Below are 17649 nucleotides of genomic sequence, written 5' to 3' on the forward strand. Positions count from 1 at the left end.
TTCTCCATCTTCGTTTTGTTTATGAATTGCTTATTATTGTTTGAACAGTTGTGGCATCACATGACTTCACGAGTCTTACTAGAAGTTCCTTCGCAGCCGCATAATCATCAACATGCAAGATAGACCCAGAAGTATGGATATAACGTGAGCATACGCCAATGACTGCTGAAGGTACTCCTTGATTTGAAACATGTACGCGTCCAGCATCTGTCCCACCTTGAGAAACAAAGTATTGATAAGGGATATCATGTGTTTCAGCCATATCAAGGACAAATTCCCTCATACCACGATGTGTCACCATTGAACGGTCGAATAACCGCAGTACTGCTCCTTTTCCAAGCTGTCCAAATACTTTTTTATCTCCACTCATATCATTAGCCGGACCCGCATCTAATGCAAAGAAAAGATCTGGATTAATCATATTGGCTGCTGTTTGTGCACCACGTAAACCGACTTCCTCTTGCACAGTCGCTCCAGAATAAAGAGTATTTGGAAGAGTTTCATCTTTAAGCTTCTTAAGTAATTCAATTGCAAGTCCACAACCATAGCGATTATCCCAAGCCTTCGCAAGAATTTTCTTCGGATTTGCCATTGGAGTAAATGGACAGATCGGAACAATTTGTTGTCCTGGTTTAATGCCAATTTGCTTTGCATCATCCTTACTGTCAGCACCAATATCAATTAACATATTCTTAATTTCCATTGGTTTTGCACGTTGAGCATCACTTAATAAATGAGGAGGGATCGAACCGATCACACCAATGATTGGACCTTGCTCTGTTATAATTTGCACTCTTTGTGCTAGTAAAACTTGGCTCCACCAACCACCAAGTGGTTGAAAACGCAACATGCCGTTATCCGTAATCGCCGTAACCATAAAGCCAACTTCATCCATATGGCCTGCAACCATAATTGTTGGATCTTCTGTTTTCCCTCGTCTAACACCAAAGATACTCCCTAATTTATCTTGTACCACTTCATCTGACAGTTGTTCAAGCTCACGTCTCATAAACGCTCTTACCTGATGCTCATTACCCGATGCACCTGGAAGCTCTGTTAACGTTTTAAATAGCGCTAATGTTTCATTATTCATGATTTTCCCTCTTTTCCGTGTAAAATATAGTACCTTTTCATATTTTCTGCTTAATATAGTTGAAGTAATTGCATAGCAATACTGTTTAACGTGCTATAATAATTTATGTATACTAGACTAGGTTCATCATTTTATTCAATAGGATGATCCATTGACTTACATATGATTAAGGAGTGACGATCATGAAGGGTAAATATTTTTTACTTGGCTTAGGTCTTGGAATTGTCAGTACATACCTTCTAAAAGACCAAATAAAACCGAAGTCAATCTCCTCAGATAAAGCATTAGAACTTGTAAAACAAGCATTTAAAGCGAAAGGACCGATCGATGGTTCTTGGATTTATACAATCCCAGAAACCTTTTCCATTGATCCTTTGTCCTATGAAGTTTTTAAAGCAGGGATTTCTCGTACTGCAAATGATCAGCTTGAACAATACGAAGCCTTTGTTGACGTAAAAACGGGAACAATTATCCATGTTGAACAGGTTTCATAGACAGATCTGGGGCGACACTTATTTTGATGTGATGCCCCACTTAGGTCATTTCATTCTCTTTCTCGTTCAATCCTTTCGACGGGATCACCGCGATCATTCCATTTAATCCCTCGATAAAATACATCATGATAAAAAGTAAACCATGCATTACGTGTTTCCCCAAATTTTAACCATTTCTGCTTATTTTCAATTGATGCGATTGGATAATCATCATAAGCTAATACCCATAATGGATTTTTATGTGCATGTGTTGGCATTAAGTCCGCCATATGTACAACAGTTTCTCCACCGTCTTGCAAAATCACGACACTATGCCCATCGCTATGACCACCTGTATGATGAATCTCAATACCATCGGTAACTAAGGTAGATGTTTCGAATGTTGTGACTTGTCGCTCAATTGCTTCCCAGTTTTCTTTCCAATATGTATTCCTTGAGCGAATGTTTGGTTGTTTCATTTCTTCCCATTCGATTGACGAGGTTATGATTTTTGCATTTGGAAAAGTAGATATTAATTGGTCATCCTTCCACTTTGTTAGCCCGCATGCGTGATCAAAATGCATATGTGTCATGATAACGATGTTAATATCATTTGTAGTAAGACCTAGCATTTGTAATGAGAGTTCAACAGTCGACTCCTCTTTGACGCCAAAATTTCTTACCTGTTTCTCGTTAAGCTTACCTGAACCTAAACCCGTATCAAGAAGAATGTTTAATCCACATTTTTGAATAAGCATCGGGTCTGTTCGTAACTCAATTTGATTTAACTCGTTGACAGGATATTTTTTTGACCAAAGTGGTTTTGGAACAACACCAAACATTGCCCCTCCATCAAAATGAGCTACTCCACCATTTAACCATGTGATCTTCGTTTGTCCAATTTGAAGTGTTTCCATTACAATCACTCCTCAACTTTTATCTTAACATATTTATACAAGCGGAAGCGCGTTACACAGCCTCGCAGCGTAAATGTGCTCTATATGTATTAAAAATGATATGTCTTAACTTAGAAATTCAAGAACAAAAGTGCAAGAAGCGCCTTGATCAGCCTCAGGCATAGCATAAGAAGCTTTTGAATAGAAGGCGTTTTTTACCTTCAATTCAAAAGTGGCTGTAAACCCATGAAAGGCTAGGCGCTGGAGCTGGAGCTGGATGCCATGCGCTTATCCACAGTACAACAATTTTATAGTTTCCTATAATAAAAAAAGAAAATGACATTTACATCATTTTCCTTTTTTATTTTATTCAATTAGCAACTTTCATAACGGATTATTCTACTTCATTCATATATTTCGCTTCAACTCGATAAATACGTTGACCCTTTTTGGAGAACTTTTCTTCGTATTCTGTCATGATGTTGCCTTCAAAAGCACTATTATGAAGATCAAGGCTTAGAAACTTAAGCTGTAAACCATATTCAGAAAAGCTTATTAATGAAAATTCGAATAATCCTTGATTATCTGTTTTAAAATGGATTTCTCCACCTTTTTTTAAGATTCTCTCATATAAAGATAAAAAGCTTTTATACGTAAGCCGTCTCTTACTATGACGAGTTTTAGGCCAAGGATCCGAAAAATTCAAGTAAACTCGGTCAATCTCATTGTCATCAAAGTACTCTGTCAAATGACTCGCATCGACGTTGAGTAATTTCATATTTGGTAATTGTAAATCAACAATTTTTTGAAGAGCTGCAACAATGATGCTTTCAAAAAGCTCAATCCCAATATAATTAATATCAGGATTTTGCACAGACATACCTGCTAAAAATTGTCCTTTCCCAGTACCAACTTCTATATGAATAGGATTATGATTTCCAAATACTTCGTGCCACTTCCCTTTATATTGTTCAGGGTTTGCAATTGCATATTGTGAATGCTCGGCAATAAATTCACTTGCCCAAGGTTTATGACGTAAACGCATGAAGACACCTCTATCGAATTAATATCGCTCTAAAAGATAACATGAAACAGGCATATCTGCAAGAGGAAAAGTGATTGCTAGAAGGCACAAAAACAAAGAAAGAACCCTATTCAATCTAATTTTCAGGATTCTTTCTTCGTTTATTTTATGCTTAACTTGCAATAACTACCCTACCTCTTTACAAGGAAGGCGGAGTTTGACTTAATCCAATCCGTTCGTATAATTCTCCTTCATTTACGCCAAATTATAGGTATATGATTTATGAAAGGATGTTTTAATTATGCCAATCCAATATCACGATCAGGTTAGTTTGTTAAAAGATATCTTATCCGAACACCAAAGTGAATGCTGTGGAACAGTTGCAGAGTGTGAGCAACTGGAAAGAGTAAGTAAATCACTAATGGCTAACTCAAATACTGATCAAAATGTTAAAGGAGTACTCGAGAACATTTATTACTACGGTCAATCTGGCAAAAATTCCAGCTCACTTGACAATCATATTGAGTCACACAATAATCAGTTATCTCAATGGATTCAAGATATTGACTCTTACTCGTAACGGCCTTTTATTTTGGCTAGAATCATTCTTATATGACCGATCCAGATTTGCTTTTCTTTTTCATTATTTTTGACATGATACAAACGTAATGAAGTTAATGCCTGCAGGAGCACATACCAATAAATTCTTGTGAGTAGATGTTCATTGAGCTCTAAGCCATAAGCTTTAAGCCATTCTTTCCAATCAGTTTCATCAATATACCAATATAAAAGAATCCCAATATCAATTGCTGGATCAGCAATCATTGCTCCATCCCAATCAATCAGATAGAGTTGATTATTTTCAGTTATTAGCCAATTGTTATGGTTCACATCACAATGACAAACAACTTGTTCATTACATTGAACATTTGGTAGCTGCTTAACTAACAGATTAAGAGCCTCTGTGATTTCAGGCTCATCTAAATTTTCCAAAGCAACTGCTTGCTGTATATCTTCGATTATCGAGTTTGGAGTGAGCGGTTGTTTTCCTAATCGTTTTAACATATCCAACAATTCTTTTGAGCGATGGATTTTTTTCATAAGCTCTGCAACATTTTGACCGTTCATATCTTTTGATTTTAGTTCTCGACCGATTAGGCGATGTTGTGCTGTAATGACATCACCATTTTCCATCCGCCTTGTCCAAACTAGCTTTGGAACGATTCCCTCTGCAGAGAGCACAGCTAAGAACGGTGAACTATTCCGCTTTAGAAAAAGCTCCTGTCCATCGCATGTTGCAAAATAAGCTTCACCTGTTGCCCCTCCAGCGGGTGTAATTTTCCACTCATTACCTAATACTTGTTCCAACCAGTTCTCTTCCAATTTCAACCCAACATTTCTTATAAGTTTTTAATAAGCAAAGCACATTAGCCTTGTTAATAAGTTTTTGCAAGTGATAAAAATGGTACTTTAACAGAATTCCCATCATTATTTCTACAATAAAGTGAGACATTTCATCAGTTGGGAAATTCTTTATCCCTACTGATAACTAGCGAGGCTTATCTTTACTTTTACAGGCAATTACTCTGCAATAAAAGCTGTATTAGCCTATCTATGTATTTTTCGACTTCAATAATCGTTATATTACAATTGCAAATCATATCATATTGAATCATCTAATTCGAGAATCTAAAGTTTTCGCCGATGAATTTTTACGATTTGTAATGTTTTTCTAATGAAATAAAAAGGATAGCTATTGGTGATGATAAATAATTGCACAATAGCCATCCTCTTAAATTTTATCCTCTTATGCTAAGACTAGTCAAGAAAAACTGAAAAACCTAGTTTTTACAAAAAACATACGTTCCTAAATTACCTATTTTCACCTTATTATTTATCCCTTTTGGTTGGTCTAAAAGAATATTTTCAGGATCGACTACCAATTTCCATTCTCCTTCTGGTAAAGAAAGAATAAATGAACGATCAAAATGATTATGATGGACGACATAGATTGATTCCCAAGGTCCGAAGGGTTCCACGTTTTGTAATTGATAAGTAAGAAGTTGTGGATGCTCCGTGTTAAAGGATAAATGTTTCTTGATCAGTTCGGCCGATGGCAAACGAAAGGCTCCATGTAGCTTTCTTAATTGAATTAAGCCTTGCACATATTTAACATTATCCTTATGAATTGATCGCAAACTCCAATCAATCCAATTGATTTCATCTGGTGCATTATAACTATTTTCAACACCATTTTTTGTTCTATAAAACTCCTGTCCGGCATGAATAAATGGAACACCTTGAGAAAGAATCACAATGCTTGTTGCTAAACGATGTCTAGCTTTTCTCTTCTCGTCAATCTCATTTGGAGAAAAAGAAACAAGCCGATCCCACATTGTATGATTATCATGTGATTCAACATAATTAATAGATTGATGTGGTTCTGAAAAGAGATTCGGTGAACCGCTAATTAGTTCTTTCATTTGTTCATACTTTTCCATATTTGCGCTAATAAATCCACAATCATGCAAACTAAATGTGCTTCCTTTTATACCATCTCGAAAGTGGTCATTAAAAAAACTAATTGTCGGGAGCTTTCCTGCGTTTGGAATGATTGCCTTTTTCTCGATTGGTAAAGGAGTATTTAAATCCCAGCCCTCTCCTAACAAAATCGCATCTGGCTTTATTGAATAGATTTTACTTTGTAACTCCTTCAGCGTTTCTACATCAAGTATCCCCATTAAGTCAAAACGGAAGCCATCGATATCAAATTCATTCATCCAATAGCTGGCACAATCAATAATAAATTTCCTTACCATAAATCGTTCAGAAGCTAAATCATTCCCAACCCCTGTTCCATTAGATGCAATCCCATTTGCATCATGCCTAAAATAATAGCCTGGTAATAATTTTTCAAAAGACGAATTTTTAATCGTATATACATGATTAAAAACTACATCAATGATTACTCTTAAAGATTGATGGTGAAGCGATTGGACGAGTGATTTTAATTCAATTATTCGCTTATAGGGATCAGTTGGATCCAATGAATAGCTTCCCTCTGGTGCAAAAAAGTGAAGTGGGTTATATCCCCAATTGTATGAAGTAAATGGATTATGTTCATCGACTTCTTCAAAATCATTAACAGGTAAAAGTTCAACATGTGTGACACCAAGCTCTGCTAAATATGCTATTCCCGTCGAATCCCCAACGTTATTTTTCGTATCCTGCTCTAACCATGCATTGTATTTTCCTTTATGAACCATACCGCTCTCTGCATGTATCGAAAAATCGCGAACATGCGCTTCATAAATAATTGCATCTGTTTTATTTTCTAACAAGGGAAGCTTTACAGGAGGTACAGCTATTTTATCTTTATTAACAACTACACCGAACTTACCATTTATTGAAACTGCAATTGCATAAGGGTCAACTGCTTCACGCCACACTAGATTTATACAGGCTAAGTAAGTATAGTAATATCCTTCGAAGTCACCTTCCAAGCAACAAGACCACGTTCCTTTATCACATCGGATCATCTCATGTGTGCTAAATTCGGATTTATTTTGACGATATAATCTTACTTTTACAGAAGTAGCTGTTGGCGCCCATACTTTCCAAGTTGTTTGATTTTGACAATATACGGCACCAAGGTCATTCCCTGTATATGCAAATTGTTGATCAAACTCATTTGAGCGAATAATTGAGCCTATTTGGAGATCTGTTTTGTTCCCATCTTCATCAACAATCAAAAATGTTTGACCAAACTGTATTCTACTTTTAAGCTGACAAACATACTTCATATGAGTTCCAATATTCATTTTTTGCTTAATCGTCAGCGGTTGGTTTCCATTACCTTTTTCTAAATAAAAAGCTTTATTCTCTTTTACTAATTCTTTTGGAACAAGAATCGTAATTTCATCTATTTGATCTAAAAAGGCTTCAAATCGCCTATTTATTTTTAGCAATCTAGCCACCCCCATATGAGAGTTTTTTTATAAGGTAAGCAGAAATTATTTAATTTTGGAACTTAGCTTTCTTTCTAACGTAGCTGCAAATGCGATGCTAGAGACTGAACAGTACGCTTTTTTACTTTTGTTTTATTTTAAAAGTGCAATGTGGGATTTTCTAACAGAAATTATGACAGGGACCTCTCCCACGATTTCACCATCCGCCTGTACTAATAAAGGGCTTTCAGAATGAACTTTTATTGCTTTACAACGAAATGTTTCAATTGCTTCAGATTTCAGACGCTTTCCTACCAAACGGAAAGTAAGTAACATAAAAAGTTGAAGGCGATTTATATTTCGAACAATTGTTACGTCAAGATTTCCATCGGCTGGATCTTCATTTGTAGCACCCTTCATTTTTCCATAATGACTGGGCAAAGCTGAAGTCGTTATAAACCACATGTTTGTATATGTTGTCATTCTTCCATCAACACTAACTTGCAAAGCTACTGGTTGATATCTAAAAAACACCTTAAAAAAAGCTATAATAAATGTGAAATAATTCATATGAAGCATGACCATTAGATTTTTTAGGGGAATTTCTTCCGATACTTTTACAACCTCTGCATCTAAACCTATTCCAATGCTTTCTGTAAAATAATAACTTTTCTTCCCTTCTAATCGAAACACTCCAAGATCATCTAGTTTTACTGGTTGTTTTAACCTTTGTAATATAGATCTGATTGTCTTAACAGGTCGAGCACGGAGTTTTACTCCTCTTAAAAAGTCATTCCCATTTCCCGCACGAATAAACCCAATTTGGATATTATTAAATGAACTTAGTCCATTTACAACCTCATACATTGTCCCCTCACCACCAACAACAATGATGGTATTTAAATGATAATTTTGTATCGTCGCAACTTGTCTTGCGAGAATTTCTGCATGCCCAGGATATTCCGTAAAAAAAGATCGATATGAGATTTTCTTTCGCTCAAGCTCTTTCTTTACTTTTCCCCACACTTTGCTGCCTCTACCATGGCCAGCAGCAGGGTTTATGATAAAAAATAATCCATTCAACTTATAAAGCTCCATTATCTATATTAGTTTATGTACGTGTCTATATTGTGTTCATATCCAATTGAAAAGCTTAGCTTAGCACTATAACTTAACGCTAAGCTTCTTATTCACTCGAAGTTTCATCCCATTCCCTACGATAATGCGAAGTAGTTAAACAATGTGATAGCAAAACTTGAGCTGCTTTTAATTGTGTATGTTTTAAAGGAGCGGATGATTTCCTTAATCGCCCGAACCACTCGTCATATGTTCGTTTATCTAAAATAGTTATGTCATAAGGTGCAAAAGGATAATCAATATAACCGTTACGACTTAGCATGAGTTTCTTAACTGGTATGTCAATTCCCCCAGCTTTAACCAGTTTTTGCACGACAGTTCCTGTTCGATTTAGACCAATCAATGGATTGAGTAATTTCCCCTCCACGTCTCCTCTTCTTGAAATCCAAAAGTTGTCCTTCGTCCCCGTAAAAACCGTTTCATCTAGTTGCTCAACAAACGTAATACAATAAATTTCGGTTGTTCCAATCAAAATGCAATCCAGTTCGACTGGTGCGTTTTTTAATTGAAACACAGGGTGATATAATAATAAAAAGTGATCAGGAAGCCGCTGGACAAAATATTGTAATAACCGGTCTCTATAGATCGATTTATCAATCAAGGATTTTTGCTGTAGTGTGGAACTCGCCCAACGAATTTGAAAGCGAAAAATATAATCTAAAAATAGATGCTTTAAATCATCGATGGTTTTCGGAATGGTTGTAAACCGAAATTGGAGCTCTTCATCTTCAAGTGCCGCCTCGTTTATTAATGGCATAATCACAGGTACGTTTGGCTTTGCTTCCTTTGAATATTTATTTTTAAGTTTTTTTAAAAGGCTTTGCTTCTTTTCAGTCCTATTTTCTTGCCTAAATTCAGAAACCTGACTTACTTTCATTACTGAATGAAATGCGTTATTCTCCCATGCTTGTGATACTTTATTCCACTGCTGTCTTTTTAAGCGGATAAATTGTCTTGAATACCGATAAGGATCAAGTTCATAACGTGAAATATATTCATAAAGTTTAATTAATTGCGCCAACCGATTAACAGCTCCTCTTTACATTAAAGCTACTGATTCAATTAAAAGAAAAATGACAAAATAATTGGACAAAGGAAGCTTGTAATTATTGCACTTACTGTCATCGCAATGGAACTAAATGCTCCCTCAGCCTCACTATTTTCCAGTGCTCTTGACGTTCCAATCGCATGTGCTGCCGTTCCAAAACCGATTCCTTTTGAAATAGAATGTTTAATTTTGAATACCCTCATCAAAAATGGTCCAAACATTGCACCAGATATGCCCGCAATCACCACATAAACAGCTGCCAAAGCTGGTGTACCACCAACCATCTCACTAATCTCCATTGCAATAGGCGTCGTAACAGATTTAGGAGCCAATGAGAAAATAAACTCCTTATTAACATGAGTACTGATTCCTAATATGATTCCGCTTATTATTCCGACAATCGATCCTACTAACACACTAACAAAAATTGTTAACGCATTTTTCTTTAACGTTTCTCGATAATCGTATAAAGGAATGGCAAACGCGACAATAGCAGGCCCTAGCAACTCATTAATCCATTTTGCCCCACTCATATAAGTGGTGTAAGACGTATTCGTAACGAGTAATAAACAAACAAGTACGATGGTTGTTGTAAAAACCGGCACTAAAATCGGATGAGGAAAACGTCCGTAAATCCACTTCATTAAAAAATAACTAACAATTGTCATACCGATAATTACGATTAAAAAGATGACATTCATAATTGAAACTCCTTGTCCTTACTAACTTCCTCACCTTTCGTTAATAAAAAATCACAAATACATGTTGAAACAATTATGACAATAACTGTACTTAAAAACGCTATTCCAATGGTAATCAGTCCCATACCCTTAAATAAATCAAGGTAATCAATAACTCCGACTGTAGCAGGAATTAAAAACAAAGGTAATTGCTTTAAAAGAAAGGGACCCGCGAGTGAAAAATATTCTCTCTTAACGACATTAAATTGCAATGCTCCAAACAATAACAACATACCAATAATACTACCCGGTACAGAAAAATTACCTATCGTTTGAATAAAGACCCCTAGTAAATATATCGCATATAAAAAGGCAAGTTGTAGGATCATTTTCAAATATTTCATCTATATTTCTCCTTGAAATGGAAAAGTTTCCATCGTTTCGTATTTTGGTACACGATCCAGATGTGTACGATACAGGTGAATGTTCTTTACTTGAAAGGGAACATTATCACCTTGAAATGTATGGTCATACTCTTCCGTTTTCACGAAGGTACACTCTGATTTCCACTTTCTTGCAAGCGTGATGTGAGGTCGGAACGGTTTTGAATCAAGAGTAAAACCACATTCACGACAAGCAGCAAACACTTGTTTTTGTAGATCATGAAGGGCTTCGGAATCTTTAACACTTGCCCAAAATATTCTTGGAGCATCCATTTTTCCGAAAACATCAAGCCCTTTTAATGAAAGCATAAATGGTTCTATATTTTCGACTATCTTTTTTAAAAGTTTGGATAGCTGGTTTAACTGAACGCCTGAATCAACATGACCTAAAAAAGCTAATGTAATGTGAAAATCCTGCTGATGGACCCATGACTGAAATGGAAGCTTCTCCTTGTTGGACGCTAACCAGCTTTGTATGACAGTTTGTTGGTCCTTCTCGATTGGTACGGCTAAAAAGTAATGAGGATTTGACTTCATAAGATTGCCCCCTAGCATTTGTAGAACAAAAGCGCAAGCGCCTTGATCAGCCCCGACAAGCATAAGACGCTTTTGAATAGAAGGTGTTTTTTGCCTTCAATTCAAAAGTGGCTTATGACCTCGAGGGGCTAGGCGCTGGAGCTGGATGTCGTGCGCTTATCCACAGTACAAAAATTTTGCAAATTCCTAAGCAAGAACAGACGATTCCACTCCTATATTTTATCCCACATTAGCTAGCAGTCATAGCCCCACTTTGTGGCAGTTCATCTTCATCGTTTTTATTCGAATTTAATGATAGCAAAAAGAACGGATAATGCAGGTATCTACTTAAAGCTTAAATTCTTTAATCCTCGTGGATGTGTTAATGACAGAGAGACTTATAATATGATTAATGATAAAAAGGAGGGGTCTGAATCCCTCCTTTTTTGTAACGCACATTTTATTTTGCCAGTTCATAAATAGCCTGGGCATAAATTGCCGTTGCTTTTAAAAGATCTTCAATAATAATATATTCATCCTTTTGATGAGCAATATCAGGTCTTCCAGGGAATAAAGGCCCAAATGCAACTCCAGCTTCTAATGCACGCGCATAAGTCCCCCCACCGATTGCAATAAGCTCGGCCTTTTCACCTGTTTGCTGTTCGTAAACGCTTTGCAACGTTTGAATAAGGGGATGATCTTCTTCAACATGATGTGGTTTTGAATCTACAAATGAATGTAAATCAAAGCCATCCAGCGCAGTAAAGCCCTTTTTAATGTACTCAGCATTACCTGTAACTGGATAACGAACATTCACTCCAATCTGTCCACCCGACTCTTTTGAATAGGACATGACACCAAGATTTACAGTTAAATCACCACTGATTTCATCCTTATATGAAATTTTCAAATTTTCACCACGCGTGTCATTTTCAAAAACATCAACTATTGTTTTGATATAATGACGACCTTGTGTATCTAATTCAAGCTTATTTAAAAATGCTGCTAATAAAATTCCAGCATTTTTCCCGTTATTTGGTTCCATTGCATGCGCTGAAATTCCTTCAATTGAAAATGTTAATGAATCAGCATCAACCTTACAAACACCTTTCACTTCTGCTTCATTTAAATAATCTGTGAATAATTGACGAACATCCGTTGCATTGGGATTCATAATCGTAGCCTCAGCAAAATCGGGAACCATGTTAAATCGTCTTCCAGATTGAAAGGATTGGAGGTTAACATCTCCTTGCTCAGTTTCCATGGTTGACGTTTGTTTTAATGTAACATCAATAATTCCCTTTTCAGCAAAGATAATTGGAAAATCTGCATCAGGAGCAAAGCCAACTACCGGCATCTTTTCATGCTTAAAATAGTGATCCACACAACGCCATTCACTTTCCTCATCTGTCCCGATAATCATCCGTACATTTTTTGTTAATGGTAAAGCTAGATCCTTGATAATTTTTAGAGCATAAAATGCAGCAATCGTTGGACCTTTATCATCCAACGCGCCACGAGCAAAGATCTTACCATCTCTAATATTTGCACCATAAGGATCACTAGTCCATCCATCACCTTCTGGTACGACATCAACATGACAAAGCACACCGACGACATCTTCACTACTGCCTATTAATTCGATGTGTCCTGCATAGCCATCAAGGTTCTTAATTGAAAAGCCTGAATCTGCACCCAATTGTAATAAATGGAGAAAAGCTTCGTTAATTCCTTCTCCAAATGGAGCTACATCACTAATCGTTTCCTCATCTAACACACTTTTTATTCGCAAAAAAGATTGCGTCTCTTTTATTATCTCGTCTCTTCTTTTTTCCACTTCGTCTTTCCAATTCATTATGTAAGCCTCCTGCATTCTTAAAACTTTTTACTCACCTCTATCTAACATACCAAACAGCACTCTAGAACAAAAGCGGAAGCGCCTTGATCAGCCTCAGGCAAATAAGACGCTTTTGAATAGAAGGTGTTCTTTACCTTCAATTCAAAAGTGGCTGTAGACCCAAGAGGCAGTCAAGAACGCGACGTCCTGTCGCATTGACTGCACTTGCACGTCCTGTGCTTCGGGGCCGGACGCTTGCGCTGGATGTCGTGCGCTTATCCACAGTACAAGAATTTTATAATTTTACGCTAAACAACAAAGTAAAATTCACTTTAAGTTCATTCTCTTTTTTGCGCAGACTTACTTATCGTATAAGTACAAATCAACAAACGTTGGCTAAAATCGCTTTAATTAACAAATACTGGGGAAAGAAGAACATACCCACTTTTTTTATCATTGCTTTATTAAGCTCGTAATAGGGTAAACTCATCCTTCTGATAGTTCCTTTAAACATAGCAAATGCCAAACCAAGGATAAAACTATTGCAAAATAATATAAAAACGAATATTATTATACATGTTTTGAATAGTGTTCGTAAAAAAACGGGGGTACATATGTTTAATTTAGCTGAAAATAATACGAATGTAAAAACTGAAATTACTGCCGGGATTACAACGTTTTTAACAATGGTTTATATCGTCGTTGTCAACCCGATTATTCTATCAGATGCAGGAGTACCGTTCGATCAAGTATTCACTGCGACAATTATTGCAACAATCATTGGCACACTTTGGATGGCATTGTCCGCGAACTATCCAATTGCTATTGCTCCAGGTATGGGCTTGAATGCATATTTCGCTTATTCAGTTGTTGGTGCAAATGAAAATATATCTTATACTACAGCATTTTCTGCTGTATTTGTAGCGGGTATTATCTTTGTTATCTTATCGTTAACACCTTTCCGTAAAAAATTAATTGAAGCTATACCAAATAATTTAAAGTATGGGATTACAGCTGGTATCGGTTTATTTATTGCATTTATCGGACTTCGATTAACTGGGATTGTAACGGCCGATCCATCCAACCTTGTGGCATTAGGTGACCTTTCATCCCCATCTGTTCTTTTAGCAATCGTTGGTCTTGCCGTCACATTAGTTTTAATGAGCATGAAGCTACCTGGTGCGTTATTCATTGGGATGATTATTACTGGATTGATCGCCTTTTTCACAGGGCAGCTCGAGTTTAAGGAGGGCTTCGTTTCACTTCCTAGCTTACCTGAGGGGATTATTATTTCAAATCCATTTACTGCGATCGGAGATGTCGTTACATATGGATTATATGCGGTTGTATTTTCGTTCTTAATGGTAACGATTTTTGATACAACAGGTACGATGATTGGTGTAGCACATCAAGCTGGGTTAATGAAAGGAAACGAACTACCAAGAGCTCGTACTGCGTTATTAGCAGATTCAGCGGCTACGACTGTCGGAGCAATGTTTGGCACAAGTCCAACAAGTGCTTATATCGAATCCTCTGCTGGGGTTGCAGCGGGTGGGCGAACTGGATTAACATCGTTAACAGTTGCCGTGCTATTTGGAGTCACACTTCTTTTTAGCCCTTTAGTTGGAGCAGTATCGGGCATTTCAGCCATTACAGCACCAGCACTTATTATTGTTGGAAGCTTAATGATGGGGGCAGTTACTCAAATTAATTGGAAAGAATTAGACGAAGCCTTCCCAGCATTCCTTGTCATATTAACAATGCCGTTAACTTCAAGTATTGCTACAGGAATAGCGCTAGGATTTATTGCTTATCCGTTAATGAAGATTGCGAGTGGAAAATGGAAAGATGTTCATATCTTCGTTTATATTTTTGCGGTACTATTTTTCATACAACTTGTATTTATTGGTTAATGAAAAATCCCAATTCACTAAACAATATGCAAGATACACCTTCATCTTTATTGCCATTGAAAAAATAGCGTATTGAAATTTTCACAATAAAACCCGATAATGGGATCTTTGGAAAAAGTCCATTATCGGGTTTTCCGCTATTCTATACTATTCAAAGCCATGATAAAGAGCGTTATACAAAACGTGAATCCTCTAATTCATCAAATGGTTGGATATACCCCTTTTGTTTAAGATTATTTGTTCCACAATCTGAATCAGGACATCCGACAACATCTTGAGCACATTTGCTACAGCATCTTTTTCCACAGCTCTCACACTGATAAATTTCAATTTCAGATTCATTGCAACCACAATTTGTACAAATAGCATAGCCAATTTTCCTCAATGTCATCTATCCCCTTACGTAATTATGTTTTGTCTAAGGTTGAAACTATTAACCTAATCATTCAATAATTTACGATCGTTGCCCTTTTCATTAGAATGAATAATTGTCTGGCAACCACTACTAATATGCTCGTCCCACTAGTTCCCCTTTTTCGTCTCTTTTTCTTTAACGATTATTAAAATAATATCATGAATTTTCTCATAAATAACGTAAAAGCGTTTGACATTTTCCTACATTTTTCTCAAACAAGCCCACCATTTGAGCGTTTCCAATACCAAAATCTAGATTTGCTTTACCGCCCTAAAAGCCTAATTCCTCCGGCTATTATATTCTTGATTATCATCTAAAAAGGCTCTTATAATCCTAAGATTATAAGAGCCTTATAATTCGACATTCATGCTAATATGCGAGGTTAAAACCATGTTGCATTCGCCAAAGTAAAATTGTCTATTTATTTCATACTAGAAGACTCACTGTTTTGTTAAAATAATCGGACCTTCCTTTGTAATTGCAATCGTGTGCTCATATTGTGCTGATAGCTTTCCATCAATTGTTCTAGCAGTCCAACCATTATTGTCCATTTTTGATCCCCATGCGCCAAGGTTTACCATTGGTTCAATAGTGAGAACCATTCCTTCTCTTAAGCGCAGACCTTTGTTTGGCTCACCATAGTGGAGAACAGTTGGTGCTTCATGAATTGTTTTTCCAATCCCATGACCAGTGAAATCCCTTACGACAGAAAGACCTTCTCCCTCAACATAGGACTGAATCGTATGACCAATATCACCGAGTCGATTTCCAACGACAGATTGTTCAATTGCTCTGTTTAAAGACTCTTCCGTAATTTGTAATAAACGAGCTGCTTCAGGTGAAACGTCTCCAACAGCATAAGACCAAGCTGAATCAGCTAGTGCCCCGTTTACATTCACAACCATATCAATCGTCACGATATCCCCATTCTTTAAAGGAGTGTTGCGCGGAAAGCCATGACAGATTTCATCATTTATCGAAGCACATGTTGCATATTCATAGCCTTTATATCCCTTTTGTTCAGGTGTTGCACCATGTTTTTTTAAATAAGATTCAACAAACGAATCGATTTCAAGAGTTGTGACTCCTGGCTTGATTCTTTTCGCAATCTCTTTATGACAACTAGCCAATATTTGACCTGCTTTATGCATTAACTCTATTTCCCGTTTGCTTTTTAAAATAATCAAAACCTTTTCCCTCCGATTTACACATATGTAGCCGAACAAAAGCGCAAGCGCCTTAATCAGCCCCAACAAGCATAAGACGCTTCTGAATAGAAGGTGTTTTTTGCCTTCAATTCAAAAGTGGCTGTAGACCTAAGAGGGGCTAGGCTCTGAATGCCTTGCGCTTATCCACAGTACAAGAATTTTATAGTTTTACGCTAAACAAGAACAAAAGCCCTTTAGCTGGACAATTTCAAAGCCAAAACTTATAAATTATAATAACCTAAAAAAGATATAGCTTATCATACCATGAACAAGTCCTCCGACAAACTTAGAAATCAGCCACACGATGAAATGAATTGTTATTGTGAATAAACAATCAAGGATGAATAATTATATTATTAATATGATACATAACGATTAAAGTTCACCTAAATTTCTTATACCAATGATTTTTTGGGAAATTAAAAACCTTGATCCACTCACACCCTTTTTACGGAAAATATAGAAAAAAGATTCCTTTCACTTGAAAAAAAACAAAATTATTGTCATACTATTCAGAATAGCAGTCATATAGATTTATTGTGTTAAGTACAAAGTAATATGTAAATAGGACGTTTAATTGTTAAATATTTGTAAATTAATTCTCTTTAATGGATTGTAAGTGTTCAAATCGTGTAGAATATTGTTGTAACGTTTTACCAAGTATCTAAATATGTATGAAGTGACATCTGAGATTTGCAGAAATCGAAAGGTTGTAGTAGGCATTGCCAGCGCGATCAAACGATAAGGAGTGGTTTTTTGTGAAACCTTCAACAAACCGTATGCTAACCAGAATCAAATCAGTCTACATGTTTATTAATGAGCGGGGAACTGTAACGACACAGCAACTTGTTGACGAATTTGGTATTACTCCACGAACCATTCAACGTGATTTAAATGTGTTAGCTTATAACGAGTTGGTTCACAGCCCAACAAGAGGTAAATGGGCCACTACAAAGAAAAAGGTAAAGATGTCTTCGTAAGGAATCAATCAAAAATTAATAGCAATTATACATAAAAGG

General features: G+C 36.4%; 17 protein-coding genes. 4 read left to right on the plus strand and 13 right to left on the minus strand.

The window, feature by feature from the left end:
• Positions 1 to 19: 19 nt before the first annotated feature.
• Positions 20 to 1093 carry a M42 family metallopeptidase gene (locus K9V48_RS17570; RefSeq protein ID WP_224140367.1) on the minus strand — a complete coding sequence of 358 codons (1074 nt, stop codon included), beginning with the start codon at positions 1091 to 1093 and terminating at the stop codon, positions 20 to 22.
• 182 nt (positions 1094 to 1275) lie between these two features.
• Between K9V48_RS17570 and K9V48_RS17575 the strand changes: the two genes are divergently transcribed.
• Positions 1276 to 1587 carry a PepSY domain-containing protein gene (locus K9V48_RS17575; RefSeq protein ID WP_224140368.1) on the plus strand — a complete coding sequence of 104 codons (312 nt, stop codon included), beginning with the start codon at positions 1276 to 1278 and terminating at the stop codon, positions 1585 to 1587.
• Between the two features lie 50 nt (positions 1588 to 1637).
• On the opposite strand, the gene K9V48_RS17580 is transcribed toward K9V48_RS17575, so the two are convergent.
• Positions 1638 to 2483, minus strand: a complete 846-nt coding sequence (locus K9V48_RS17580) for a YtnP family quorum-quenching lactonase (RefSeq protein WP_224140370.1) — start codon at positions 2481 to 2483, stop codon at positions 1638 to 1640.
• Positions 2484 to 2856: 373 nt separating this feature from the next.
• Complete coding sequence (gene trmB, locus K9V48_RS17585; RefSeq protein WP_224140372.1) at positions 2857 to 3507, minus strand: tRNA (guanosine(46)-N7)-methyltransferase TrmB; 651 nt, start codon at positions 3505 to 3507, stop codon at positions 2857 to 2859.
• A 280-nt stretch (positions 3508 to 3787) separates the two neighbouring features.
• Here trmB and K9V48_RS17590 point away from each other — a divergent pair, with 280 nt between their 5' ends.
• Positions 3788 to 4066 (plus strand): YtzH-like family protein, encoded by a 279-nt coding sequence (locus K9V48_RS17590; RefSeq protein ID WP_224140374.1) that lies wholly within the window; start codon positions 3788 to 3790, stop codon positions 4064 to 4066.
• Here K9V48_RS17590 and K9V48_RS17595 read toward each other — a convergent pair.
• The 8 genes from K9V48_RS17595 to pepV all read right to left on the minus strand — a co-directional run bounded on the left by K9V48_RS17595 (position 4057) and on the right by pepV (position 13112).
• Complete coding sequence (locus K9V48_RS17595) at positions 4057 to 4875, minus strand: phosphotransferase family protein (protein WP_224140377.1); 819 nt, start codon at positions 4873 to 4875, stop codon at positions 4057 to 4059. The two genes, K9V48_RS17590 and K9V48_RS17595, sit on opposite strands and share 10 nt — an antisense overlap.
• A 452-nt stretch (positions 4876 to 5327) precedes the next feature.
• Positions 5328 to 7454 (minus strand): type I pullulanase, encoded by a 2127-nt coding sequence (pulA, locus tag K9V48_RS17600; RefSeq protein ID WP_224140379.1) that lies wholly within the window; start codon positions 7452 to 7454, stop codon positions 5328 to 5330.
• A 132-nt stretch (positions 7455 to 7586) separates the two neighbouring features.
• Entirely contained in the window at positions 7587 to 8516 is a 930-nt protein-coding gene (locus K9V48_RS17605) for a diacylglycerol/lipid kinase family protein (RefSeq protein ID WP_224140382.1), read from the minus strand.
• A 103-nt stretch (positions 8517 to 8619) separates the two neighbouring features.
• On the minus strand, positions 8620 to 9591 hold the full coding sequence (locus tag K9V48_RS17610; RefSeq protein WP_224140384.1) for a nuclease-related domain-containing protein: 972 nt from the start codon (positions 9589 to 9591) through the stop codon (positions 8620 to 8622).
• 41 nt (positions 9592 to 9632) lie between these two features.
• A complete protein-coding gene (locus tag K9V48_RS17615; RefSeq protein WP_224140385.1) occupies positions 9633 to 10319 on the minus strand; it encodes an LrgB family protein in 687 nt (228 codons plus the stop codon).
• Positions 10316 to 10702: a CidA/LrgA family protein gene (locus K9V48_RS17620; protein WP_224140388.1), complete on the minus strand. Its 387-nt coding sequence runs from the start codon at positions 10700 to 10702 to the stop codon at positions 10316 to 10318. Before K9V48_RS17620 ends, K9V48_RS17615 begins: the two co-directional genes overlap by 4 nt.
• A complete protein-coding gene (gene thpR, locus K9V48_RS17625) occupies positions 10703 to 11278 on the minus strand; it encodes an RNA 2',3'-cyclic phosphodiesterase (RefSeq protein ID WP_224140390.1) in 576 nt (191 codons plus the stop codon). It abuts the gene before it with no gap.
• Between the two features lie 439 nt (positions 11279 to 11717).
• Complete coding sequence (gene pepV / locus K9V48_RS17630; RefSeq protein ID WP_224140391.1) at positions 11718 to 13112, minus strand: dipeptidase PepV; 1395 nt, start codon at positions 13110 to 13112, stop codon at positions 11718 to 11720.
• A 596-nt stretch (positions 13113 to 13708) separates the two neighbouring features.
• Between pepV and K9V48_RS17635 the strand changes: the two genes are divergently transcribed.
• On the plus strand, positions 13709 to 15007 hold the full coding sequence (locus K9V48_RS17635) for an NCS2 family permease (protein ID WP_224140393.1): 1299 nt from the start codon (positions 13709 to 13711) through the stop codon (positions 15005 to 15007).
• A 172-nt stretch (positions 15008 to 15179) separates the two neighbouring features.
• Here the strand turns inward: K9V48_RS17635 and K9V48_RS17640 are convergent, their stop codons facing one another.
• Together K9V48_RS17640 and map are read right to left on the minus strand one after the other, a co-directional pair.
• Positions 15180 to 15398, minus strand: a complete 219-nt coding sequence (locus K9V48_RS17640) for a hypothetical protein (RefSeq protein ID WP_224140395.1) — start codon at positions 15396 to 15398, stop codon at positions 15180 to 15182.
• A 464-nt stretch (positions 15399 to 15862) separates the two neighbouring features.
• Positions 15863 to 16609 (minus strand): type I methionyl aminopeptidase, encoded by a 747-nt coding sequence (gene map, locus K9V48_RS17645; RefSeq protein WP_224140397.1) that lies wholly within the window; start codon positions 16607 to 16609, stop codon positions 15863 to 15865.
• A 779-nt stretch (positions 16610 to 17388) separates the two neighbouring features.
• On the opposite strand from map, the gene K9V48_RS17650 reads away from it, so the two are divergent.
• Entirely contained in the window at positions 17389 to 17610 is a 222-nt protein-coding gene (locus K9V48_RS17650) for a DeoR family transcriptional regulator (RefSeq protein WP_111613629.1), read from the plus strand.
• Positions 17611 to 17649 lie beyond the last annotated feature (39 nt).

The organism is Metabacillus rhizolycopersici (assembly GCF_020075705.1).

Coding starts and splice junctions, on each gene's coding strand:
- K9V48_RS17570 (WP_224140367.1), bottom strand. CDS start 1,093: ATGAATAATGAAACATTAGCGCTATTTAAAACGTTAACAGAGCTTCCA.
- K9V48_RS17575 (WP_224140368.1), top strand. CDS start 1,276: ATGAAGGGTAAATATTTTTTACTTGGCTTAGGTCTTGGAATTGTCAGT.
- K9V48_RS17580 (WP_224140370.1), bottom strand. CDS start 2,483: ATGGAAACACTTCAAATTGGACAAACGAAGATCACATGGTTAAATGGT.
- trmB (WP_224140372.1), bottom strand. CDS start 3,507: ATGCGTTTACGTCATAAACCTTGGGCAAGTGAATTTATTGCCGAGCAT.
- K9V48_RS17590 (WP_224140374.1), top strand. CDS start 3,788: ATGCCAATCCAATATCACGATCAGGTTAGTTTGTTAAAAGATATCTTA.
- K9V48_RS17615 (WP_224140385.1), bottom strand. CDS start 10,319: ATGAATGTCATCTTTTTAATCGTAATTATCGGTATGACAATTGTTAGT.
- K9V48_RS17620 (WP_224140388.1), bottom strand. CDS start 10,702: ATGAAATATTTGAAAATGATCCTACAACTTGCCTTTTTATATGCGATA.
- thpR (WP_224140390.1), bottom strand. CDS start 11,278: ATGAAGTCAAATCCTCATTACTTTTTAGCCGTACCAATCGAGAAGGAC.
- pepV (WP_224140391.1), bottom strand. CDS start 13,112: ATGAATTGGAAAGACGAAGTGGAAAAAAGAAGAGACGAGATAATAAAA.
- K9V48_RS17635 (WP_224140393.1), top strand. CDS start 13,709: ATGTTTAATTTAGCTGAAAATAATACGAATGTAAAAACTGAAATTACT.
- K9V48_RS17640 (WP_224140395.1), bottom strand. CDS start 15,398: ATGACATTGAGGAAAATTGGCTATGCTATTTGTACAAATTGTGGTTGC.